This is a genomic window from Sphingobacterium sp. PCS056 (genome assembly GCF_023273895.1).
Classification (GTDB): Bacteria; Bacteroidota; Bacteroidia; order Sphingobacteriales; family Sphingobacteriaceae; genus Sphingobacterium.
This window is the reverse complement of the sequence record NZ_CP096883.1, coordinates 345,695-368,257: the sequence shown is the minus strand read 5'-3', so window position 1 is coordinate 368,257 and position 22,563 is coordinate 345,695. Positions and strand designations below refer to the sequence as shown.

Sequence of the window (22,563 nt, the reverse complement as noted above, 5' to 3'; positions counted from 1 at the left end):
TGAATTTTCAAGACTTAAGGAAGTCATTTTTAATCTTCTACAATTTCACTATGGATACTTGTTTTTTCTTCTTTTTCTTCTTTAAAGTATTTTTTTTGAAAAAGTAGAATCAGAATTACGCCCACCGATATTGCAGAATCAGCGATGTTAAATACAGGTCGGAAAAATAAAAATTCCTGACCACCCCAAATTGGTAGCCAAGAGGGAAAGGTACCTTCAATAAGCGGAAAATAAAGCATGTCCACTACTTTTCCATGAAAAATAGTTGCATAACCACCACCCGAAGGGAATAAGGTCGCTTTGTCATACCAAGTACTTTCACTAAAGATTAAACCGTAGAAAGTAGAATCAATTATATTCCCAAGTGCTCCTGCAAATATTAAAGCAATATTGAGAATAAATCCTCGATTATATTTCTTTTGAACCATGTAATGTAGACCATAGCCGATTGCTCCAACAGCGATAATACGAAAAAGAGTAAGCATGAGTTTTCCAAATTCTCCACCAAATTCCATTCCATACGCCATCCCATTGTTTTCTATGAAATGAATTTGTACAAATTTACCAATCACTTCATAGCTTTGACCGATGGTCATATTTAATTTAACCCATAGTTTTGATATTTGGTCAATTAAAAGAACTAGAATTATTAAAATTACGGGTTTAGTATAGCCTTTCATAGTTGTAAAAATGGTCTTTACCGACAGTAAAGACCATTATCTTTTTGTATTTAAATAATATTAATACTGCTTATTCTTAGCTTCAATACTTAATGTAGTGTGCGGGACAGCTTTCAATCTTTCCTTTTGAATCAATTTTCCGGTCTCTCTACAGATACCATATGTTTTATTTTCAATACGCACTAAAGCTGCATCCAAATTGTCTATAAATTTTCGTTGACGCGCTGCTAATTGATTTGTTTGTTCTTTTTCCAAAGTCGCAGAACCATCTTCTAGTGTTTTATAGGTTCCTGCAGTATCATCTGTACCATTTGCATCACTATTGTTAAGTGAGGCAGTCAATGCTGAAAGTTCTTCTTTTGCTATTCTTAATTTTTCTAAAATAATGCTTTTAAATTCTTGTAGCTCTGAATCGCTATAGCGTGTCTTTTCGTTATTAGTTGCCATAATTTAAATTTTTTCGATTAAAACATTCAATTCCTTACCATCGATATCAATGTTATCTCCAGTGGTTAGTGATTCTTCGAATCTCAATGAATCCGCTAGAATTTCGGTACAAATATAAGATAAATTTTTATTCGTGGCTTGCTCAATATCAGCATCTTTACTAACGAAAACAACGATACGGTCAGTAACTTCAAAACCCTTATCTTTTCTTAGGTTTTGGATACGGTTAACCAACTCTCGAGACAATCCTTCTTGTCTTAATTCGTCAGAAATATGAATATCTAGCGCAACGGTTAATTTAGCTAAATTAGCGACCTGCCATCCCGCAACATCTTCTGCTATAATTTCTACATCAGTTAATTGGATCGTATACGGCGTATCGGCTAACATTATTTCGCCATCGCGTTCCAATTTCGCAACCTCTTCCATAGAAAGCGCATTGATTTTTGCAGACACTAACTTCATGTCTTTACCAACTTTCGAGCCAAGAGCTTTGAAATTTGGCTTTATTTTTTTCTTGATGATACCTGTAGTATCCGTAATGAATTGAATATCTTTGATATTAGTCTCCGAAAGTATCAAATCTTTTACCTTTTCAACCCGCTCTTGGAAACTATTATCTAATACTGGAAGTAATATTTTATTTAATGGCTGTCTAACATTGATGCCTACTTTTTTGCGCAGTGACAGCGTCAATGATGAGATATCTTGAGCCAAGGACATGCGTTCTTCCAAATCTTTATCAACCAATTGCTCGTGATATATTGGGAAATTAGCTAAATGTACAGATTCAAAAGTTTCTTTTCCTGTTGTGTTATTCAGATCCAAGTATAATTGATCTGAAAAGAAAGGAGATATCGGAGACATTAACTTTGCAATGGTATCCAGACAAGTAAAAAGTGTTTGGTAGGCAGATATTTTATCTTCCGAATATTCGCCCTTCCAAAAGCGACGTCTGCAAAGACGAACATACCAATTACTTAGATGCTCATCAACAAAATTTTGTATTGCACGAGCGGCTTTTGTAGGTTCGAATTCTGCATAATACTCATCTACCTCTTTCGTTAAACTATTTAATAATGAAATTACCCAACGATCGATTTCAGGACGATTCGCTAGCTCGATATCTGCTTCCGCATAACTGAATTTATCAATATTCGCATATAAAGCAAAGAAAGCATATGTATTATATAAAGTCCCAAAAAACTTACGACGTACCTCGTCCAATCCCTCTTCGTTAAACTTTAAGTTATCCCACGGAGATGCATTACTGATCATATACCAACGAGTAGCATCAGCACTATATTTATCTAACGTTGCAAATGGATCAATACCATTACCAAGACGTTTAGACATTTTATTACCGTTTTTGTCTAAAACCAAACCATTAGATACCACATTCTTAAAAGCAACAGATTTTTGAAGCATCGTGGATATCGCATGAAGTGTGAAGAACCAACCACGTGTTTGATCCACACCTTCAGCAATGAAATCTGCAGGAAATGCTTCTTTATATCCATCTTTGAAAGGTAGCGCTTCTCCATTTGCTAATTTTTCATAATCCAGACCCCATTGTGCATAAGGCATAGCACCAGAATCAAACCAAACATCGATTAAGTCTGGTTCACGGAATAATTTTTGACCAGCATCGGATACCAAGATGATATCGTCTACATATGGACGGTGTAAGTCAAGTTGCTCCGTACCGAATTTATCTAAATATGATTTGTTTGTTTCTTTTTCTTTTTCTGATAAAACATCTGATATTAAAGAAGCCTCTAATAAAGATTTTAATTCAGGCATAGAGCCTACACATATTTCTTCATTTTCATCTTCAGAACGCCAGATTGGAAGTGGAGTACCCCAGTAACGAGAACGTGATAAGTTCCAGTCAACTAAATTTTCTAACCAATTACCAAAACGCCCTGTGCCAGTTGCCTCAGGTTTCCAATTAATAGTTTTATTAAGAGCAACTAGATCATTTTTAACTGCTGTAGATTTAATAAACCAGCTATCCAATGGATAGTATAGAACCGGTTTATCTGTACGCCAGCAGTGTGGGTATGTATGTTCATATTTTTTGACATCAAAAGCCTTGTTGTCTTCTTTTAGTTTAATTGCAATGAGTACATCAGTAGGACGGAAATCTTTATCAGCACGTTCAGCATCCGAATAATATTCTTCTTTCACAAAACGACCAGCAAAGTCAGTAATTTCTTTTACAAAACGACCAGTACGATCTACTGTTGGAACCTCTTTTCCATTTTCATCCTTAATCAAAATTCCGGGTACACCTTGTTCTTTAGCTACTCTAAAGTCATCTGCACCATAAGTAGGAGCAGCATGTACGATACCCGTACCATCTTCTGTAGTTACAAAATCACCTGGGATTACACGGAAAGCCCTTTCTTGCAGTTCATCTGAAGTAATATAGGGCATTAATTGCTCATAACGTAGACCAACAAGCTCCTCACCAGTAACAGTTGCGGCCACTTCCCAAGGGATAACTTTATCCCCTAATTTATAATCTTGAAACGAAGCGTCTTTTCCTTCAGCCTTGAAATGTTTTGAAATTAAATCTTTTGCCAGTATAACAGAAACTGGTGCACCTGTATATTGATTGAAAGTTTTAATTTTTACGTAAGAGATTTTTTTCCCAACAATCAAAGCAGTATTGGACGGAAGTGTCCAAGGTGTAGTCGTCCATGCGATGAAAGCTACATCCTCGGCTGTATCTTCTACCAGAGTACCGATTGCTGGATGTAATTGATTGTTGATGAGTCTAAATTGAGCAACAATAGTAGTATCCTTCACATCTTTGTAAGTACCGGGCTGATTTAATTCATGCGAACTCAATCCTGTACCTGCAGCAGGGGAGTAAGGCTGTATAGTGTACCCTTTATAGAGAAGGCCTTTTTTGTAAAATTCTTTTAAAAGGTACCAGAGTGTTTCGATATACTTATTTTCATATGTCACATATGGGTTTTCAAGATCTACCCAATAACCCATTTTAGTAGTCAGATCATTCCATACATCAGTATATTTCATGACCTCCGTACGACAGGCATCATTGTATTCTTCTACAGTTATTTTTTTACCGATGTCTTCTTTTGTAATCCCCAATTTCTTTTCGACAGCAAGTTCGATTGGAAGCCCATGAGTATCCCATCCACCCTTACGTTTTACTTGAAATCCTTTTAGAGTTTTGTAACGGCAGAAGATATCCTTAATCGTACGACCCATCACATGGTGAATACCGGGCATACCATTAGCCGAAGGAGGGCCTTCATAAAATGTGTAAGGTTTATTTCCTGGACGGTTTGTGATACTTTTTTCGAATATTTTTTCCTGTTCCCAACGGGTCAATATTTCTTTGCCTATTTCCGGCAAATTAAGCTGCTTATATTCTTTATACATCGGTGTCTCGTAATCTTTTTCTAAAGGTCGCTAATTTAATCAATTAAGCTGAAAGCTGAAAGTTAAAAAATGAACAGTTTTAAGGCATATGTATTCCTCTTTGACGCAGAGTTAATGTACTTTTTAGTCAAAAAAACTACATTTGTAGCATTCGGTATTGATCAGAAGGTACGTTTTTGTAAAACGAACAAAGCCCAATATCCAGCGAATATCGGGCTTTGGATTATATCTTTAATTTTTTATGCGGAGAAAGAGCTTCCGCAGCCACATGTACTTGAGGCATTGGGATTATTGAAAGTAAATCCACGCGCATCCAGGCCATTTCTGAAGTCAACTTCCATTCCTGCCAGATATAAACCGTGTGCTTTATTCATAAAAACTCTAATTCCTGCAATACTGTATTCGCTATCCCCTTCTTTTTTCTGGTCGAAACCTAAAATATAGCTCATTCCAGAACAACCACCACCTTCAACACCAATACGTAATCCAAAATCATCTGAAATTTCTTGTTGATCTTTCAGCTTTTTTAATTCCTTTATTGCTCCATCAGTTAATGTTAAAGGAGCTTTCTCTGTTATAGTCTCTGTACTCATCGTGATAATATTTTAACCAACTTAAACAAAATTACATAATTTTAATAGAAAATAAGAGAGCTACAAATTTATGACATTGATTATACACTGCTATAATTCTGATCCTTACCTTTTGTGCAACAGGACTTAACGAGCAGACAAAAAATTTGTGATGACCTAACATGTCAATATCGATAATCTTTATTATACAACTTGTGTCGCTTCTTCAAGTCTTCTTGTTGATGACGTTGAAGTAATTCGTTACGAATTAAGAATATTGATTTTGTCATATTTTAATAAATTAGGTGATTTTATGATATTTTGTAATAATAAAGGGCGTTTTGTGAAGCCTTTTTTAAGTATTATACTATCTTTGTAGACTAAAATCATAATATTCATATTTTATACTAGATTAAAACAATGGAAAGAGATCAAGCCATTTTCAATTTGATAGCTGATGAGCTTAAACGCCAAGAAGAAGGTATCGAATTAATTGCATCAGAAAACTTCGTTTCAAAACAAGTTATGGAAGCTGCAGGTTCAGTTTTGACAAATAAATATGCTGAAGGCTTACCGGGAAAACGTTACTATGGTGGTTGCGAGGTAGTCGATGAAATCGAAACTATTGCCATTAATCGTGCAAAACAATTATTTGGTGCTGAATGGGTAAATGTACAACCACATTCAGGAGCACAGGCAAATGCCGCTGTGTTTTTAGCAACGATCAAGCCTGGTGATAAAATCTTAGGTCTTGACTTATCTCATGGCGGTCACTTGACGCACGGTTCTCCAGCGAATTTATCAGGTAAAATTTACCAACCTTTGTTTTACGGTGTAAAAGAAGAAACTGGTCTAATTGATTATGAACAATTAGAAGAAACGGCACTTCGTGAAAAACCGAAAATGATTATCTGTGGTGCTTCAGCTTATTCTCGTGACTGGGACTATGCACGAATCCGAAAAGTTGCTGATGAAATTGGCGCTTTAGTTTTAGCCGATATTTCTCATCCAGCAGGACTTATCGCAAGAGGATTATTAAATGATCCACTTCCTCACTGTCATATCGTAACTACAACTACACATAAAACCCTTCGCGGACCTCGTGGTGGTATGATTATGGTTGGCAAAGATTTTGAAAATACTTGGGGAGTAAAAACACCAAAGGGCGAAACTCGTACTATTACAAAATTGTTGGATCTAGCTGTTTTCCCTGGTACACAAGGAGGACCTTTGGAGCATACCATCGCAGCTAAAGCAATTGCTTATGGTGAAGCGCTTTCTGACGAATATATGGAATACATTGTTCAAGTTAAGAAAAATGCGGCTACTCTAGCACAATTCTTCGTCGAAAGAGATTATAAAATTATTTCTGGTGGTACAGATAATCATTTGATGTTGGTAGACCTACGAAATAAAGATATTTCTGGTAAAGAAGCAGAAGCTGTTTTAGGAAAAGCAGGTATTACTACAAACAAAAATATGGTTCCATTTGATTCTCGTTCTCCATTTGTTACTTCAGGTGTTCGTTTCGGTACAGCTGCGATCACGACACGTGGTATCAAAGAAACAGAGATTATCCAAATTGGAGAACTAATTGATGCAGCTATTGTAAATGCATCAAATGATTCAGAGCTTGCTAAAATCCATTCTAAAGTAAAAGAATTGATGGCAGCATTCCCTCTTTACAAATAAAATATAACATATTGCTATATGGAAAAGTGCCTTAGAGTTGAATCAAGGCGCTTTTTTTTGTGCAAATGTTAAAAAGTCTTAAATAATATTGTAATAATTTGATTACTCGATAATTTTCTCTTGTTTTGAGTATACAAAAATTGATCACTTCATAAATATCTTACTATACGGAATACATTTACTTTTTTGAACAGGTTTTAGTTAAATTAATTTGGTAACTGCTAAAAATAGGTGAAGTATGAGTGTTTTAAATAAAAAAACGGATCAAGAATTAATCCATATATATTTAGATGGTAAAGAAACAGCGTTAGCAGCTTTGTTAGAACGTTATAAATCTAAAATATATACCTCCATTTATATGAAAGTAAAAGATGAATATCTTGCAGAAGATATTTTTCAAGAAACTTTTATAAAAGTAATCAATACATTAAAAGGCGGTAAGTATAACGATGAAGGTAAGTTTTTACCTTGGGTTATGCGCATTGCACACAATATGATTATTGATCATTTCAGAAAAGAGAAAAGAGCTCCGAATATTGTCAATACCGAAGGATTTGATATTTTCGATGTATTAGACTTTAGTGATGAAAATGTAGAGTCCAAAATGCTCAAGGAGCAAAGGGATATTGATTTGAAAAAAATGATTCAAAAACTTCCAGATGATCAAAAAGAAGTTTTAATTATGAGACATTTTTGTGATATGAGTTTTAAAGATATTGCAGATATTACTGAGGTAAGTATCAATACAGCATTAGGTCGTATGCGTTATGCATTGGCAAACCTAAGAAAAATGATAGAAGGACAAAGTTTGATGTTGCAGATCGGATAAGACATACTGAAAAAATAATAATTTGTAAAATGGGATGAACTGCAGAAGTTCATCCCATTTATTTTAACTTTATCTGTAATAATGTCATATTTTTGTTTCACTTATCGTTCCATTATGGATTCGCGGATGATTTTAGTACATTAGTGTATGAAATTTTGTCTACTATGGTAAGGTGGAATATATTTTGATTAAGCATTTACAAAAACAAGGAAAATATTATGTATTGGATTTTATTTATAGGGATCATGGTGGTGAGCCTGATCGTACAAACCCGATTTAAAAATAAGTTTAAAAAATATTCTGAAATTCCATTGACAAGTGGATTGACAGGAGGGGAAATTGCTCAAAAAATGTTGACGGACAATGGGATCTATGATGTGCAAGTAGTTTCGATTCCCGATCGTTTAGGGGATCATTACAACCCAGCTGATAAGACGGTAAATTTGAGTCCTGAAGTGTACAGCGGCAGAAGTATAGCAGCTGCTGCAGTTTCTGCTCATGAATGTGGGCACGCTGTGCAACATGCTACAGCATATAAATGGTTAGGATTTAGATCAGCGATGGTACCAATGGTGAGCTTCGCCTCAAAATTGACATCATGGGTTTTGATGTTAGGTGTTATATTAATGGCCTTTTCACAAAATTATATTGTCTTAGCAATAGGTGTCGCAGCGCTAGCCATTACAACAATATTTAGTTTCGTGACGCTACCTGTAGAATTTGATGCGTCAAATCGTGCAAAAGCTTGGTTGAGTAATAACGGTGTAACACATAGTGCGGCAGAAGATGAAGGTGTCAGAGATGCCTTAAAATGGGCAGCTATGACCTACGTAGTAGCAGCATTAAGTGCGTTAGTTACTCTATTATATTATGCTTCCCTATTATTTGGAAGAAGAGATTAATTGTTTTAAGTATACTTACAGCATAAAAAAGTGAATATTTTTATCAATATTCGCTTTTTTTTATGTTTAACGCTTGGAATTGAATTCTATATGCTTCAGCTTCCGACAATTTTTTTAACTTTGCTTTTTATATTAGCATAGACTTACAATTATCATGTTTCAAAACTTACAGGATAAATTAGATAGAGCCTTTAAGGTTTTAAAGGGCCAAGGTAGTATTACCGAGATCAACGTTGCAGAAACGATGAAAGAAATTCGTAAGGCATTATTGGATGCCGATGTGAATTATAAAACTGCAAAGACATTTACTGACGATGTTAAACAAAAAGCATTAGGAGAAAACGTACTAACAAGCATTTCACCTGGACAATTGTTGACTAAGATCATGAATGATGAGTTGACAGCATTAATGGGAGGCACTGTTACCGAGTTAGAAGTTTCTAAAAATCCGACAGTTATACTCATTGCTGGTTTAAATGGAGCAGGTAAAACGACATTCTCGGGAAAGTTAGCGCTATATCTAAAAGATAAAAAAGGAAAGAAACCATTATTGGTAGCTGGTGATGTTTATCGTCCAGCAGCTATTGACCAATTGGAAGTGTTAGCTAGCCAAGTTGGTGTTCCTGTATATGTAGATCGTCATTCAACAGATCCTATTGCGATTGCAAAAGCAGGTGTTGAAGAAGCAAAGAGAAGTGGACACAATGTTGTTATTATTGATACAGCAGGTCGTTTGGCTATTGACGAACCCTTGATGGTGGAGATCACAGCTGTAAAAGAAGCTACACAACCGCATGAAATTCTTTTTGTTGTCGATTCTATGACAGGACAAGATGCTGTTAATACTGCAAAAACCTTCAATGATCGATTAGATTTCACTGGTGTTGTTTTGACAAAATTAGATGGTGATACCCGTGGTGGTGCCGCATTGTCAATTAAATCTGTTGTCAACAAGCCAATTAAATTTATAGGTACGGGCGAGAAAATGGATGCATTAGACGTGTTTTATCCAGAACGTATGGCTTCCCGTATATTGGGTATGGGTGACGTCGTATCTTTAGTAGAACGCGCACAACAGCAATTTGACGAAAAACAAGCTGCTGAACTTCAAAAGAAAATCCGCAAGAATAAATTTGACTTCAATGACTTTAAATCACAAATCCAACAAATCAAAAAAATGGGTAACATGAAAGATTTGATGGGAATGATACCAGGTGTGGGTAAAGCGATGAAAGACATTGAAGTAGATGATAATGCATTTAGACCAATTGAAGCAATTATTGATTCCATGACACCATTTGAAAGAGAAAATCCGGATGCTATTGATCAAAAAAGACGCATTCGTATCGCAAAGGGATCAGGTACTGATATCAATGAAGTAAATAAGTTGATGAAACAATTTGGTGACATGCGTAAAGTGATGAAACAAATGTCAAATCCTGCAATGGCAGCAAAACTTATGAAAAATATGCCTAAAATGCCAGGGAAATAAGATAGAACATATTTATTAAATCATTGTACCCTAAAAATTGACAATTTTTAGGGTATTTTTTTAAATGTCATTTAGTAAAATTCTAAAAAGATATCCAATTTAGTTCTGCAGATCTGATAAGGGAAGATGCAGAAATCATAAAAACATGAAATTATAATTTTAGGCTTTTACAAATCGTATTTATTTTTTGTATTTTAGACTTAGTACTAATTGTAATAGAATTATTTTTTAACTTTGTAACACAATGGATGACCCCGGGCAATTATCGGAATACGGAAAGATACTTATCATAATTTTGATAGGGATATTTTTAGTCGCGATGACCATTATGGCAGCACGATTACTGTCTGTTAATAAACCTACACCACAAAAATTGAGTACATATGAATGTGGTGAAGATGCCGTAGGCTCTTCTTGGGTACAATTCAACCCTAGGTTCTATGTTATTGCACTCATATTTTTACTCTTTGATGTCGAATTAATTTTTATTTTTCCTTGGGCGACCGTTTTTGGACAAGCTGAATACATCGCAGCCGATGGGAGGTGGGGTTGGTTTACATTAATTGAAATGGCATTATTTGTCGGTATATTGATCATAGGATTGATCTTTGTTTGGGTAAAAGGTGATCTAGAATGGGTAAAACCGATTCATCAACGTCCACATGTAAAAGTAAATATTCCAAGTACAGCTTATGATATGCTGAACCAAGCAACCTATCAATTGCGAAATCATAGAGAAGATCTGCAGGAAGAAACAGTTATAGCAAAGAGTGATGTCGTATCCGCTTCTCCAAAAGTAGCTTTTAAGCCGAGATTTAAAAAACCAGGAGCAACATCATGAGTTTAGAAAGTCAAATACAGAATAATGGTGTTATTGTTGCCAAATTGGATGACCTACTCAATTGGGCAAGATTATCATCGATGTGGCCAATCAGTTTTGGAATAGCCTGTTGCGCTATTGAGATGATGGGAGCCATGGCTGCAAATTATGATTTGGATCGTTTAGGTGTATTTCCTCGTCCTTCTCCGAGGCAGTCAGATGTGATGATTATAGCGGGTACAGTAACGTTCAAAATGGCAGATCGTATCCGCAAGCTATATGAACAGATGCCCGAGCCAAAATATGTGATCTCCATGGGATCATGCTCAAATTGCGGAGGACCTTATTGGCAACACGGTTATCACGTAGTCAAAGGTGTTGATCGCGTTATACCCGTCGATGTATACGTGCAAGGATGTCCCCCAAGGCCCGAAGCATTGATCGGTGCTTTTTTAGAATTACAAAAGAAAATTGAAAAAGAAAGTTTACTGGGAGAACAGTTGTTCAATCAGAAAGCTTAATAGAATAGATATAGAAAAATAGACATGGGAAAAGATTTTTATGGTGATTTGCAATTAGGTGTTCTTGGCGGTGGTCAATTGGGCCGAATGTTGATTCAAGAGGCCATTAATTATAATGTTAATGTTCATATTCTTGATCCAGATAAGAATGCTCCTTGCCGTAAATTATGCAATCGTTTTGAGTGTGGCTCTTTGAGCGATTTTGAAACCGTATACAATTTTGGAAAAGATCTCGATATGATTACTATTGAGATTGAAAAGGTCAATGTGGATGCGTTGGAAAAATTAGAAGAAGAGGGTGTTCTAGTTTATCCTCAATCGCGTATTATCAGATTGATACAAGACAAAGGTTTGCAAAAACAATTCTTTAAACAAAATGACATACCTACTTCGTTATTTCAGCTGATTTCTACTAAGGAGCACCTGAATAATGCTAATTTAAGTATACCTTATATTCAGAAGCTTCGTAAAGATGGTTATGACGGTAAAGGTGTGAAGAAAATTAATTCATTAGCGGATTTAGAAACTGCTTTTGATGAACCATCTTTAATAGAAGAATGGGTAGATTTTGAGAAAGAGATTGCTGTCATTGTCGCAAGAAATGATAACGGTGATGTATCGACCTTTCCTATGGTAGAGATGGAATTCAATCCAGATGCGAATCTAGTTGAATTTTTGATTGCCCCATCTACTTATGGTTTTGATATTCAGCAACGGGCAGAAGAACTAGCAAAAAAGATTGCCAATGATCTACAGATAGTCGGATTACTTGCCGTTGAGATGTTCTTAACAAAAGATGGAGAGATATTAGTCAATGAACTAGCACCTCGTACACACAATAGTGGACACCAAACCATCGAAGGAAATTATGTATCACAATTTGCACAACATTTAAGAGCAATTTTCAATTTACCTTTAGGTGATACTCGCTGTCGTACAAATGCAGTAATGATTAATCTGTTAGGTGAAGAAGGCTATGAAGGATTAGCAAAATACGAAGGCGTTGAAGAAATTTTAGCTATGGAGGGCGTATACGTACATTTGTATGGAAAAAAATTTACAAAACCTTTCCGTAAGATGGGGCACGTTTGTATCATCAATGACGATCGAGAGTTAGCGATCAGCAATGCAAGAAAAGTACAAGAAATTTTGAAAGTAAAAGCTTAAGATATATGTCAATAGTGAACCAAGCCTTAGTAGGGATTATTATGGGAAGTAAATCAGACTTACCTGTTATGCAAGATGCGGTAGATGTATTAAAAACATTAGGAGTACCTTTTGAGGTGACTATTGTTTCTGCGCATCGTACCCCACAGAGAATGTTTGATTATGCACAAGATGCCGCAAAAAGAGGATTGAAAGTTATTATTGCAGGGGCAGGCGGTGCCGCACATTTGCCAGGTATGGTAGCATCAATTACGCATTTGCCCGTTATTGGAGTTCCTGTAAAGTCTTCTAATTCGATCGACGGTTGGGATTCAGTATTATCAATCTTACAGATGCCCAATGGTATTCCAGTAGCTACAGTAGCTTTAAATGCGGCTAAAAATGCAGGTATTCTAGCCGCTCAGATTCTTGGAACTCAAGATAAAGCAATTGAAAAAAATATCATTGCTTTTAAAGCTGATTTGGCAGAAAAAGTAATTGAAACAGCTGAAGAAGTCGAAAAAATGACCTTTTAATAGTCGTTAAATATGATAACAAAATAAAAGGGGCCAAGCCCCTTTTATTTTGTTATCATATTTTCCCTAAATGCTCCTGTACGTAGTCGTAGCTCTTTTTTAAACTCTCAAACTTGTTAGGTATATAAATGTCATCTTGTTCTACAAAAGCATATTTTAAACCTGCTTTTGCTTTCGCTTGAGCGATAGCGATGAAATCAATATGACCAGTACCCACCTCTGTATATTTCACTTCTTTCGAGATCGCACCGAAATCTAATTTATCAAATTCAGGACCGACAATTGTTTTAGTAAACCCTTTATCCATGTCTTTGATATGCCATAATTTGAATCGATTAGGGAATTTCTCAAACAAACTGACTGGATTCATTCCCGCTTTTTCAGCCCAATATAAATCAAGCTCAAAATCAACCAGATCAGGTTCAGTAAATGCTAATAGAACTTCCTCACCTCTAGTACCATTACCTAAATCCCTAAATTCCCAAAAATGATTATGGAAAGCAACTTTCAATCCATGCTTTTTAGCCTCTTCACCAGCCTTATTCAATTGTTCTGCTATGTATAGATAATCATCTTTCTTCAAAGCCGAAATGTCAAACATGGGAGATACTGGGGCTATGACATACTCTTGACCAAGTTCTTTTGCGGCATCAAAGTAGATATTCAGATCCTCTTTATCCTGATGATTACGACTAAAGTATTTTGACATGTCGTAATGACCACTGTGCGACTTTAATCCATTATCATCCAATACTTTTTTTAAGGCTTTGTAATCTAGACCCCAAAAAGATTTTGTAGCGGGATCTATTCCATATGTCTCTACGTGTTTATAGCCAATCTTTGCAACCTGCTGTAAGGAATCTGTTGGATTTGTTGCCATCAGATCACGAATAGAATAAAGCTGCACCCCTAGGTTGGTAAAGGGAGAATCAATACCCATTTTTTTATTTTCACAAGAGAGTAACTGTGGTAGGAAATATGCGGCAGAAAGTCCAAGACCAGCTTTTTTGATAAATTGACGGCGTGAATTATTCATACTGTTTAATTTGTTTTTAGTTTAGTAAGGATTAAGTTACAACTAATTTTAAAGAAAAGTATTATTATAAACAAAAAATGGGGATGTATTACCTACATCCCCATTTTTTGTTTTCTTTTTTATTGAAGAAAATTATACCGTCATGATATCTTTTTCTTTTAATTCAGCTAATTTATCGACTTTTGCAATAAATAAATCAGTCAATTTTTGAACCTCAGCTTCACCAACTTTAATTTCGTCTTCAGAAGCTCCGTCATTTTTCAACTTTTTCAAAGACTCATTAGTTTCTTTACGGATATTACGAACGACAACACGGCCTTTTTCAGTTTCTTCTTTTGCCTTTCTAACAAGGTCGCGTCTTCTTTCTTCTGTCAAAGCAGGAATTACCAAACGGATGACAATACCATCGTTTTGTGGATTTACACCAAGATTAGCATCAGTAATAGCCTTTTCAATCGCATTGATCAATTGTTTTTCCCATGGTTGGATAACAATTGTACGTGCATCAGTTGTATTAATATTACTAACTTGAGACAATGGAGTTGGAGATCCATAGTAATCTACGGAAATACCATCTAACATAGCGGGCGAAGCCTTTCCGGCACGAATTTTTGTTAATTCTGATTCTGTAAAAGAAACAGCTTTGGACATACTCTCCTTACAATCGTCCAATTCAAGTGAAATCAATTCATTCATATCTTAATATCGTTTTTTTCTTTTTTATGATTAGCGTACGATAGTACCTACTGGTTCTCCATTTGCTAATTTTGACAAGTTACCAGGTTTGTTCATATCGAACACAATAATCGGTAAGTTGTTCTCTTGACACAATGTAAAAGCTGTCATGTCCATGACATTTAGACCCCTTTGATAAACTTCTGTAAACGAAATTTCATCAAAACGAGTAGCAGAAGGGTCTTTCTCAGGATCTGCCGTATAAATACCATCCACACGAGTACCTTTTAAAACTGCATCAGCGTTAATTTCAATCGCACGAAGCGAAGCTGCAGTATCTGTTGTAAAATAAGGGTTACCAGTTCCCGCTCCGAATATCACAATACGTCCCTTTTCCAAGTGACGAACAGCTCTTCTACGAATAAAAGGCTCGCAGATCTGTTCCATCTTGATTGCTGTCAACAAACGAGTTTTTAAACCTACTTTTTCAAGACCATCTTGCAGCGCCATACTATTGATGACAGTTGCTAACATGCCCATATAATCCGCTTGTACACGGTCCATACCAGACTGCTCTGCACTTAAACCTCTATAGATATTACCTCCACCAATAACAATAGCAATTTCTAAACCTTGAGTATGTAACTCTTTGATATCTTTTGCATATTGTGCAACTCTCTTGATGTCAATGCCATAGCTTTGATCTCCCATTAAGGATTCGCCGCTAAGTTTTAATAGGATACGTTTGTATTTCATAATTGTTTTTTTGGAAATTCTCCAAAGGCCAAAGATAAAATTTTTTTTTCATCCGATAAGGACGAAAGTTATATTTATTAGGAATTTTTAACTTTTTCTATCACTTCTCTATAATATTCTTCATACTGGGGCATGATATTACTGAGCTGAAATGTTTTCGCGCGTGCTAATGCAGCATCTTTAAATTTTTCTAGACGATCATTATCCTCTAATATATAGATCGCATTTTTTGCCATCTCATCCACATCACCGATGTCACTTAAAAAACCCGTCTCACCATTTACATTCAGTTCCGGTAATCCCCCTGTATTGGTAGAAATAACGGGAACTTTACAAGCCATTGCCTCCAAAGCTGCAAGACCAAAACTTTCGGAACTTGATGGCATTAGAAAGAGATCCGAAACCGATAAAATTTCTTCTACAGCATCCTGCTTTCCTAAAAATCGAACATCTTGACATACACCCAGATCACGACACAATTCTTCCGCGTTGGTTCGTTCAGGACCGTCACCGACCATCAATAGCTTACTCGGAATATGTTCATTTACTTTTTGGAAAATACGAATAACATCACCTGTATTTTTTACTTTTCTGAAGTTTGAAGTATGGATCAAAATACGCTCATTGCCGGGAGCAATTGCTCTTTTGAAATGAGAGCGATCTTTGATACTGAATCTTTCCAAGTCAATAAAGTTTGGAATAACTTGAATATCTCTTTTAATATCGAAAAATGTAAGCGTTTGATCTTTTAAACTTTGTGATACCGTCGTTACACCATCGGACTGATTGATGGAAAACGTCACAACAGGGCTAAAACTTTTATCCTTACCAACTAAAGTGATATCTGTACCGTGTAGTGTTGTTACAACAGGAATATTAATGCCATATGTTAACAAAATTTGTTTAGCCATAAAGGCCGCTGAAGCATGTGGGATGGCATAATGAACATGAATAACGTCCAATTTTTCAAAACGGACAACATCCACCAGTTTACTCGCCAATGCCGATTCGTAAGGTAAAAAATCAAAAAGTGGGTATTGTGAAACAGCGACTTCATGATAAAATAGATTTTCCGAAAAAAAGTCTAAGCGCGCAGGTTGCCGGTAAGTGATGAAATGAACCTGATGTCCATGCGTAGCCAAAGCCTTTCCAAGTTCTGTCGCTACGACGCCACTACCGCCGAATGTTGGATAACATACAATCCCAATTTTCATAATGCTTTTTTATTTACTGCAAATTAAAGATTATTTTGTAAAACAGCCTATCACACGAATGCAATAATTTTTTTAAGCATAACTCAGAGTCATGAGATGTTGTTGACACTTTATTGATTGAAAAAAATTATCTTGTACCGTATTAAGAAAACATATTATGAAGACTTTTGTAAGTAGCATATCAGGAAAAACTTTTCCGATCAGTAGTAAAGTCCTGGGATCAACATTAAGAAGCTCCATTTTTGATCTTGTTAAAGAAGACTTTCCACAATTTTCCAAAGAATCGTTGATTTCATCTAATGAATTGGACGGATATAAAGAAAAATATATTTCCACAATTTTAAAAAATGAATTGGGAGAGTTGAAACAGCTTGATAAGTTAGTGGTTGAAAGTTTAAGTAACAATCAAGTACTCAGTGCTTCAATCGACCAAGAAGAAATCAAAGAATCTTTTGGTGAGCGCATAGCAGACAAAGTCGCTAATTTTGGAGGAAGTTGGACCTTTATCTTATCTTTTCTGGCATTTTTGATGTGTTGGATCTTTTTTAACATTTATTGGTTAAATGATAAGGGATTCGATCCATATCCATTTATTTTGCTCAATTTGTTATTATCATGTATAGCAGCACTACAAGCACCCGTCATTATGATGAGTCAAAATAGACAAGAAGATAAGGATCGAAAACGTGCTCAAAATGACTATATGATCAATCTAAAGGCCGAATTGGAGATTCGTACTTTACATGAAAAAGTTGATCATTTATTGATTCATAAAGAGCAAGAATTAATCGAAATGCAACAGTTTCAGCTCGATATCATTAAGGATCTAATTGAAAAAATAGATAAATTAGAGAGAAATACTCATGATAAATAAGGAATTATTAATAAAAGAATTAACATTCAAATTTACGCGTTCAGGTGGCGCAGGTGGACAACATGTTAATAAAGTGTCTTCCAAAGTGCTATTACAATGGCCCGTTTTGGAAAGTATGTGCCTAAATGAAGATCAGAAAACATTGATTACGGATGTTCTAAGTAATAGAATTAATAAAGAAGCGATATTTCAGTTGGAATGTGATACTGATCGTTCCCAATTAAAAAATAAAGAAATAGCTATAGAACGTTTTTTGCATATCGTCAATACCGCTTTGACGCCTATGAAATCTCGTAAGAAGACAAAAATACCATATCGTAAAGTTTTAGATCGATTAGATCGAAAGGCTAAACAGGCCGAAAAGAAAAATAATCGTCGATGGAGTGGAGATTAAAAAAGTATCTGTGCTTCCAATCATTAATTTTAAATAGCTACTCCACAGCATTTAAAATTATTCATGATCGTTAACCCCCTTATTATTTTAACGCTTTAAATCAAAACACGGGATTTAGAGAAACTTCTTTATAAAATATATGGAAATCTTTAATACAATTATAGATCCTAATTAATTTTATATTCCTCATTATTAGTGTTTTAAATACAATAACTAATCTTTTAGTTGGATAACTAAATTTTTAGTTTTATACTTGTTATATAATCGATTATCGGCAGACGTGCCTTTTTATTAAAAAGAGTTATGAACGAAATTAAAGAACTTACAAAAGCTGAAGAGCAAATTATGCATGAGCTATGGGAAATGAATGGAGCCTTTGTTAAAGAAGTGATCGATCGTTTACCAGAACCAAAACCAGCATATAATACAGTTTCTACAATAGTGCGCATTTTGGAAACCAAGGGTTTTCTGGAGCACGAATCTTATGGGAAAAGCCATCGTTATATCCCAAAGATTTCAAAAGAAGAATATAAAAAACTAATAACAGGAAAACTATTGCATAATTATTTTGATAACTCAGCTACGAGTATGCTATCTTATTTTTTAGAAGAAAATAAGTTGGACCTTGGTGAAGTCAATGAGTTATTAGAGATGATTGCAAAACAAAAGAAAATGTAGTGTTTTTCAACAATTAAATCCCATATTATGATCGCTTATCTCATTTTAGCCAATTTAAGTTTAATTGCATTCTATATCATTTACCATGTGTTTTTGCGCAAACTAACTTTTTTTCAGGGAAATAGAGTTTATTTATTGAGTGCAGTAGTATTGTCTTTTACTCTACCAGCGATACGGTTTATAGATTTATCCAATCTAGCTTATAAAGCGAAGTTAATGCCTGCTATCTCTCTCGAATTGGCCGAATTGAGTATTCCTGAAATCAAAATCGTTCATCAGCATCATTTTTCGCAATTAAACTGGAATTTTGAGCTCATATATTGGCTTTCGATATCCATTGCAGTTCTGTATTTTTTGATTCGATTAATCAGACTTTATCAGCGATTTAATCAATCAGAGGGAAATACATCATTTTCTTTTCTAAGTTTTATTTATATCGGTCAGGAAGCTAAGCACAATACCATCATTTATCGTCATGAATTGGTTCATGTTCAGCAAGGTCATTCTTATGATATTTTATTAATAGAGATCGTCCGAATTTTTAACTGGTTCAATCCTGTACTCTTTTTTTATATCAAAGAATTGAAATTTCAGCATGAATGTATTGCTGATCAACTTTGTGCTGCAACAGATAAAACATCTTATGCAGAATTATTAATCGCAAATGCACTTCGCGTGCCCACTCATATCTTATCACATGAGTTTGCCAGTGAGTCCATTTTAAAAAAGAGAATTATGATGTTATTTCAAAATAGATCAAAAAAATCCAATCAATGGAAATATACTTTGATGATTCCAATTGCTGGTATCATTGGTTTTGCAGGACTTGTTTTAAATAATACAGTCGATGCTAAGACCGAACTGATTAAAGTCATAGATGTAAAATTACCAGCAGTGTCACATGCCGTAAGTTCACTGATTGAAATGCCAGAATTAGAACAAGAGGATAAAATTTATGCTAGACCTGAAGTCTTACCTCAGCCAGTTGGAGGTATGCAGGCTTATATGAAATACATTGGTCAGAATTTCAAGTATACAAAAGAAATGACTGACAACCATATAACAGGTACAATTTCAGTAGGATTTACTGTTGAAAAAGATGGTCGCGTAACCCATGTGAAAGCAAAAAATGATTTAGGATTTGGATCTGCTCTAGCAGCTGAAGCCGTTGTTAAAAATGGGAAAAAATGGAAAGCAGGAATTCACAAAGGAAAGCCCGTACGTGTTGCATTTACACTTCCAATTAAAATCGATCATGTCAAATTTCCTCCTCCTATAGTCACTAAAGATCAGGTATCTCATGATAGCAATCAAAAATACATTTTGCAGAGCTCATCAACAGTTCAAGAAGATAGTAATCCAGGACCAAATACCATATTTAGTGCTGTCGAAGTAAAACCTAATCCCCCTCAGGGCATGGGAGAATTCATGAAATATATTGGTGCTCATTATAGCTATCCTTCCGAAGCATTGAAAAACGGAATAAACGGTGTAGTAGAAGTTAGTTTTATTGTTGAAAAGGATGGAAGCCTTTCCAATGTAGAAATTAAAAAGGATTTAAAGTATGGAACCGGTCAGGCGGCAGTTGATGTCATTAAAAATTATCCTGAAAAATGGAGGCCTGGCATTCAAAACGGACATACTGTGCGCGTTGCTTACACATTGCCCATCCGATTAAACACAATCATTCAATAAACTTAAAGGCTCCTTCCAGGGAGCTTTATTTTTGACATATCATGAAAATTCTTGTTATATTATTTACAGTGAACGTCTTGATTTCATGCCGATCATCCTATCAGTTTACGCCCAAAGGGTTTATAGTCGAGGGGGATGAATATTTTGTTAATGTTGACCGCAATATGTCGGTATATGTGGGGAATCATTTCTTAAATTATGATAAAAAGACAAAAATTGGATTGCAGACCGGTCATCTGTCAAAAAGTGATAAGCAGCTCATCCAGAAACTCGGTTATTCCACTTCTGGCTATACTGTTTTATTTAGTGGGCAGAGTACTGGTGATAGCACATTCAGATTGATTAGTTTAATCAATAATAAAACTAGTGAACGTTTTAAAAATACAAAAAATTTAATCTCCAAAGATGGATTTTCAATTAAAAGAACTGAAGAAGGAAAATATTATTATCAAATAACTACATTTAAAAGACGTAAGATCTATCATGCTATAATTCCCTTTAAGCAGGAATTAGGAAAAGAAGAGTATGTAAGCTTGATCTATATTATTCCGGACAGATATAATGATCATTTTGATCAAATAGAAGATCTTGCCATTTCAAATGCCGCCATGTATAGTCAGCATTATATTTTTACACCTAGCCGCACGGAGATTCTTTGTCCTGATGATAGTAGTAGAGGTCATTTTGATTATAAAATCCCAACTGATTTCATTCAACGAGAAAATTACACATTGATGAAAGGTTTTTTGCAAAATGGCGATGGCGCAACGAAACTAATCATCTATAGACTTCTACAGCCAGGCCAATCATATGGATCTTTTGTTGTTTGTAAAGGAATATATCAGTTAGAATTAACAGATCTGCAGCATCGTGTTATTTGGCGAAAGGAAGTAGTTGTTAACGATGATCATTTAGACCATGATAAGCATTGACCAATACAGCTTAAATCTTGGAATTATGTGTCCCAAGATTTAAGCTGATTTTTTAATCGGTACAATTCATGTTGAAGTGCCTCTACTTTTTGAATAAGATGATGGGCAACCTCTATACCAGCGGGATTGACATCCAAATCATAATACCAATCCGAAAATCTTTCCAAATCTTTAAGTTGATCTTCTTCGATATATTTTTCCTCTTGTTCAATGATAATGTGAAGAAGACCATATTCATTTAGCGTGTCAATAAACGTGATTTCAGCTTTCCCTGAAAGGCAGTAATCCGATAATTTTATAAGAGTCCGTTCCATGAGATTATTTTTTTAGATCAGCTAATTGTTGGAATAGTTCCTTTTCTTTATCCGTTAGATTAGTCGGGATAACAATATTTATAGTGACATATAAATCACCGTATTCACCTTCTTTTTTATAGATAGGGAAACCTTTTCCTTTTAATCTTACTTTGGCATTGTTTTGTGTTTCCGGATGAATTTTAAGTTTTACTTTACCACCATATGTCTCAAGAATACCCTCACCTCCCAAAATAGCGGTGTATAAATCAATATCTAAAGACGTATACAGATCATTTCCCTGTCTCTTGAACTTTGGGTCGGGAACAATGTGAAAAGTGATGTAAAGGTCGCCTTTGGGCCCTCCATTGAGTCCCTCACTGCCAAGACCCTTTAGTTTTATTTTTTGACCATCTTCCATACCAGCTTGGATGGTGATGCGGATATTTTTTCCATTAATGGTAAAGGTCTGTGCATGCGTGGTGTATGCTTGTTGTTGTGTCAACTCTAAGTCGGCATTCAGATCCTGACCACGGAAATTATTTCTTCTTCCACCACCGGCTCTGCTACCAAACATTTGTTCAAAAAAATCAGAAAATTGTCCATCGTCAAAATTACCTGAGTAGCTTTGAGATCCACCATAGGTATTGCCTCCCGATTGACGATACTGCTGCTGTGCTTTCTCATATTCCTCACCACGTTGCCAGTTTTCTCCATATTGATCGTACTTTTTACGCTTTTCACTATCTGAAAGCACTTCGTTTGCCTCATTGATTTCCTGAAATTTTTGTTTCGCAGCCTCATCGTTAGGATTAAGATCAGGATGATATTTTCGCGCTAATTTGCGATACGCCTTTTTCACATCATCAGTAGATGCGGTTTTTTCAATACCTAGTACTTTATAGTAATCTACAAATGCCATATTTAATATATTTGCTATAGTTTCAACAAATCAAAACCAT

Annotated in this window: 23 protein-coding genes; 13 read left to right on the top strand and 10 right to left on the bottom strand. The window is 35.3% G+C overall.

The genetic code is table 11. From position 1 onward, the window contains the following. Positions 1–29 precede the first annotated feature (29 nt). From MUB18_RS01470 to MUB18_RS01455, 4 genes are all read right to left on the bottom strand, one after another. Positions 30–680, bottom strand: coding sequence for a lipoprotein signal peptidase (locus tag MUB18_RS01470; protein ID WP_248754779.1), 651 nt, complete (start codon positions 678–680; stop codon positions 30–32). A 60-nt stretch (positions 681–740) separates the two neighbouring features. Beyond that, on the bottom strand, positions 741–1,127 hold the full coding sequence (locus MUB18_RS01465) for a TraR/DksA family transcriptional regulator (protein WP_045753613.1): 387 nt from the start codon (positions 1,125–1,127) through the stop codon (positions 741–743). Between the two features lie 3 nt (positions 1,128–1,130). Next, entirely contained in the window at positions 1,131–4,544 is a 3,414-nt protein-coding gene (ileS, locus tag MUB18_RS01460) for an isoleucine--tRNA ligase (RefSeq protein WP_248754778.1), read from the bottom strand. A gap of 239 nt (positions 4,545–4,783) precedes the next feature. Next, a complete protein-coding gene (locus MUB18_RS01455) occupies positions 4,784–5,137 on the bottom strand; it encodes a HesB/IscA family protein (RefSeq protein WP_248754777.1) in 354 nt (117 codons plus the stop codon). Between the two features lie 399 nt (positions 5,138–5,536). Between MUB18_RS01455 and glyA the strand changes: the two genes are divergently transcribed. From glyA to purE, 8 genes are all read left to right on the top strand, one after another. Further along, on the top strand, positions 5,537–6,808 hold the full coding sequence (gene glyA, locus MUB18_RS01450; protein WP_317233174.1) for a serine hydroxymethyltransferase: 1,272 nt from the start codon (positions 5,537–5,539) through the stop codon (positions 6,806–6,808). Positions 6,809–7,046: 238 nt separating this feature from the next. Further along, positions 7,047–7,637 carry an RNA polymerase sigma factor gene (locus MUB18_RS01445; RefSeq protein ID WP_045753617.1) on the top strand — a complete coding sequence of 197 codons (591 nt, stop codon included), beginning with the start codon at positions 7,047–7,049 and terminating at the stop codon, positions 7,635–7,637. Positions 7,638–7,855: 218 nt separating this feature from the next. Next, positions 7,856–8,539 carry a zinc metallopeptidase gene (locus MUB18_RS01440; RefSeq protein ID WP_045753618.1) on the top strand — a complete coding sequence of 228 codons (684 nt, stop codon included), beginning with the start codon at positions 7,856–7,858 and terminating at the stop codon, positions 8,537–8,539. 154 nt (positions 8,540–8,693) lie between these two features. Continuing rightward, positions 8,694–10,031 (top strand): signal recognition particle protein, encoded by a 1,338-nt coding sequence (gene ffh / locus MUB18_RS01435; protein ID WP_045753619.1) that lies wholly within the window; start codon positions 8,694–8,696, stop codon positions 10,029–10,031. Positions 10,032–10,326: 295 nt separating this feature from the next. Beyond that, complete coding sequence (locus tag MUB18_RS01430) at positions 10,327–10,872, top strand: NADH-quinone oxidoreductase subunit A (protein WP_248754776.1); 546 nt, start codon at positions 10,327–10,329, stop codon at positions 10,870–10,872. Next, a complete protein-coding gene (locus tag MUB18_RS01425) occupies positions 10,869–11,372 on the top strand; it encodes an NADH-quinone oxidoreductase subunit B (protein WP_021188837.1) in 504 nt (167 codons plus the stop codon). The genes MUB18_RS01430 and MUB18_RS01425 overlap by 4 nt, the downstream gene beginning before the upstream one ends. A 24-nt stretch (positions 11,373–11,396) precedes the next feature. Continuing rightward, on the top strand, positions 11,397–12,539 hold the full coding sequence (locus MUB18_RS01420; RefSeq protein ID WP_045753621.1) for a 5-(carboxyamino)imidazole ribonucleotide synthase: 1,143 nt from the start codon (positions 11,397–11,399) through the stop codon (positions 12,537–12,539). Between the two features lie 5 nt (positions 12,540–12,544). Beyond that, a complete protein-coding gene (purE, locus tag MUB18_RS01415; RefSeq protein WP_045753622.1) occupies positions 12,545–13,054 on the top strand; it encodes a 5-(carboxyamino)imidazole ribonucleotide mutase in 510 nt (169 codons plus the stop codon). A gap of 55 nt (positions 13,055–13,109) precedes the next feature. Here purE and MUB18_RS01410 read toward each other — a convergent pair whose 3' ends face one another. The 4 genes from MUB18_RS01410 to bshA all read right to left on the bottom strand — a co-directional run bounded on the left by MUB18_RS01410 (position 13,110) and on the right by bshA (position 16,735). Beyond that, complete coding sequence (locus MUB18_RS01410; protein WP_045753623.1) at positions 13,110–14,090, bottom strand: sugar phosphate isomerase/epimerase family protein; 981 nt, start codon at positions 14,088–14,090, stop codon at positions 13,110–13,112. A gap of 132 nt (positions 14,091–14,222) precedes the next feature. Continuing rightward, positions 14,223–14,786: a ribosome recycling factor gene (gene frr, locus MUB18_RS01405; protein ID WP_045753624.1), complete on the bottom strand. Its 564-nt coding sequence runs from the start codon at positions 14,784–14,786 to the stop codon at positions 14,223–14,225. 30 nt (positions 14,787–14,816) lie between these two features. Then, complete coding sequence (pyrH, locus tag MUB18_RS01400; RefSeq protein ID WP_021189335.1) at positions 14,817–15,521, bottom strand: UMP kinase; 705 nt, start codon at positions 15,519–15,521, stop codon at positions 14,817–14,819. A 77-nt stretch (positions 15,522–15,598) separates the two neighbouring features. Then, entirely contained in the window at positions 15,599–16,735 is a 1,137-nt protein-coding gene (gene bshA, locus MUB18_RS01395; RefSeq protein ID WP_045755097.1) for an N-acetyl-alpha-D-glucosaminyl L-malate synthase BshA, read from the bottom strand. Between the two features lie 157 nt (positions 16,736–16,892). On the opposite strand from bshA, the gene MUB18_RS01390 reads away from it, so the two are divergent. The 5 genes from MUB18_RS01390 to MUB18_RS01370 all read left to right on the top strand — a co-directional run bounded on the left by MUB18_RS01390 (position 16,893) and on the right by MUB18_RS01370 (position 21,308). Further along, entirely contained in the window at positions 16,893–17,609 is a 717-nt protein-coding gene (locus MUB18_RS01390; RefSeq protein WP_248754775.1) for a DUF1003 domain-containing protein, read from the top strand. Next, the gene (gene arfB / locus MUB18_RS01385; RefSeq protein ID WP_052627713.1) at positions 17,599–18,003 is read left to right on the top strand and encodes an alternative ribosome rescue aminoacyl-tRNA hydrolase ArfB; all 405 of its coding nucleotides are present in this window, start codon (positions 17,599–17,601) and stop codon (positions 18,001–18,003) included. Before MUB18_RS01390 ends, arfB begins: the two co-directional genes overlap by 11 nt. 303 nt (positions 18,004–18,306) lie before the next feature. Then, the gene (locus tag MUB18_RS01380) at positions 18,307–18,681 is read left to right on the top strand and encodes a BlaI/MecI/CopY family transcriptional regulator (protein ID WP_153195015.1); all 375 of its coding nucleotides are present in this window, start codon (positions 18,307–18,309) and stop codon (positions 18,679–18,681) included. A gap of 27 nt (positions 18,682–18,708) precedes the next feature. Beyond that, a complete protein-coding gene (locus tag MUB18_RS01375; RefSeq protein ID WP_248754774.1) occupies positions 18,709–20,376 on the top strand; it encodes a TonB family protein in 1,668 nt (555 codons plus the stop codon). 41 nt (positions 20,377–20,417) lie between these two features. After that, a complete protein-coding gene (locus MUB18_RS01370) occupies positions 20,418–21,308 on the top strand; it encodes a hypothetical protein (protein ID WP_248754773.1) in 891 nt (296 codons plus the stop codon). Between the two features lie 23 nt (positions 21,309–21,331). On the opposite strand, the gene MUB18_RS01365 is transcribed toward MUB18_RS01370, so the two are convergent. Together MUB18_RS01365 and MUB18_RS01360 are read right to left on the bottom strand one after the other, a co-directional pair. Then, on the bottom strand, positions 21,332–21,622 hold the full coding sequence (locus MUB18_RS01365; RefSeq protein ID WP_248754772.1) for a chaperone modulator CbpM: 291 nt from the start codon (positions 21,620–21,622) through the stop codon (positions 21,332–21,334). A 4-nt stretch (positions 21,623–21,626) separates the two neighbouring features. Further along, positions 21,627–22,523: a DnaJ C-terminal domain-containing protein gene (locus MUB18_RS01360; RefSeq protein ID WP_045755103.1), complete on the bottom strand. Its 897-nt coding sequence runs from the start codon at positions 22,521–22,523 to the stop codon at positions 21,627–21,629. Positions 22,524–22,563: the final 40 nt, after the last annotated feature.

Excerpts from the sequence above, each read along its gene's own strand:
- MUB18_RS01440 (WP_045753618.1), top strand. The coding sequence starts at position 7,856 with ATGTATTGGATTTTATTTATAGGGATCATGGTGGTGAGCCTGATCGTA.
- MUB18_RS01360 (WP_045755103.1), bottom strand. The coding sequence starts at position 22,523 with ATGGCATTTGTAGATTACTATAAAGTACTAGGTATTGAAAAAACCGCA.
- bshA (WP_045755097.1), bottom strand. The coding sequence starts at position 16,735 with ATGAAAATTGGGATTGTATGTTATCCAACATTCGGCGGTAGTGGCGTC.
- pyrH (WP_021189335.1), bottom strand. The coding sequence starts at position 15,521 with ATGAAATACAAACGTATCCTATTAAAACTTAGCGGCGAATCCTTAATG.
- glyA (WP_317233174.1), top strand. The coding sequence starts at position 5,537 with ATGGAAAGAGATCAAGCCATTTTCAATTTGATAGCTGATGAGCTTAAA.
- MUB18_RS01375 (WP_248754774.1), top strand. The coding sequence starts at position 18,709 with ATGATCGCTTATCTCATTTTAGCCAATTTAAGTTTAATTGCATTCTAT.
- MUB18_RS01425 (WP_021188837.1), top strand. The coding sequence starts at position 10,869 with ATGAGTTTAGAAAGTCAAATACAGAATAATGGTGTTATTGTTGCCAAA.
- MUB18_RS01420 (WP_045753621.1), top strand. The coding sequence starts at position 11,397 with ATGGGAAAAGATTTTTATGGTGATTTGCAATTAGGTGTTCTTGGCGGT.
- MUB18_RS01410 (WP_045753623.1), bottom strand. The coding sequence starts at position 14,090 with ATGAATAATTCACGCCGTCAATTTATCAAAAAAGCTGGTCTTGGACTT.
- frr (WP_045753624.1), bottom strand. The coding sequence starts at position 14,786 with ATGAATGAATTGATTTCACTTGAATTGGACGATTGTAAGGAGAGTATG.
- MUB18_RS01470 (WP_248754779.1), bottom strand. The coding sequence starts at position 680 with ATGAAAGGCTATACTAAACCCGTAATTTTAATAATTCTAGTTCTTTTA.
- MUB18_RS01380 (WP_153195015.1), top strand. The coding sequence starts at position 18,307 with ATGAACGAAATTAAAGAACTTACAAAAGCTGAAGAGCAAATTATGCAT.
- ileS (WP_248754778.1), bottom strand. The coding sequence starts at position 4,544 with ATGTATAAAGAATATAAGCAGCTTAATTTGCCGGAAATAGGCAAAGAA.
- arfB (WP_052627713.1), top strand. The coding sequence starts at position 17,599 with ATGATAAATAAGGAATTATTAATAAAAGAATTAACATTCAAATTTACG.
- ffh (WP_045753619.1), top strand. The coding sequence starts at position 8,694 with ATGTTTCAAAACTTACAGGATAAATTAGATAGAGCCTTTAAGGTTTTA.
- MUB18_RS01365 (WP_248754772.1), bottom strand. The coding sequence starts at position 21,622 with ATGGAACGGACTCTTATAAAATTATCGGATTACTGCCTTTCAGGGAAA.
- MUB18_RS01455 (WP_248754777.1), bottom strand. The coding sequence starts at position 5,137 with ATGAGTACAGAGACTATAACAGAGAAAGCTCCTTTAACATTAACTGAT.
- MUB18_RS01445 (WP_045753617.1), top strand. The coding sequence starts at position 7,047 with ATGAGTGTTTTAAATAAAAAAACGGATCAAGAATTAATCCATATATAT.
- MUB18_RS01370 (WP_248754773.1), top strand. The coding sequence starts at position 20,418 with ATGAAAATTCTTGTTATATTATTTACAGTGAACGTCTTGATTTCATGC.
- MUB18_RS01390 (WP_248754775.1), top strand. The coding sequence starts at position 16,893 with ATGAAGACTTTTGTAAGTAGCATATCAGGAAAAACTTTTCCGATCAGT.
- purE (WP_045753622.1), top strand. The coding sequence starts at position 12,545 with ATGTCAATAGTGAACCAAGCCTTAGTAGGGATTATTATGGGAAGTAAA.
- MUB18_RS01465 (WP_045753613.1), bottom strand. The coding sequence starts at position 1,127 with ATGGCAACTAATAACGAAAAGACACGCTATAGCGATTCAGAGCTACAA.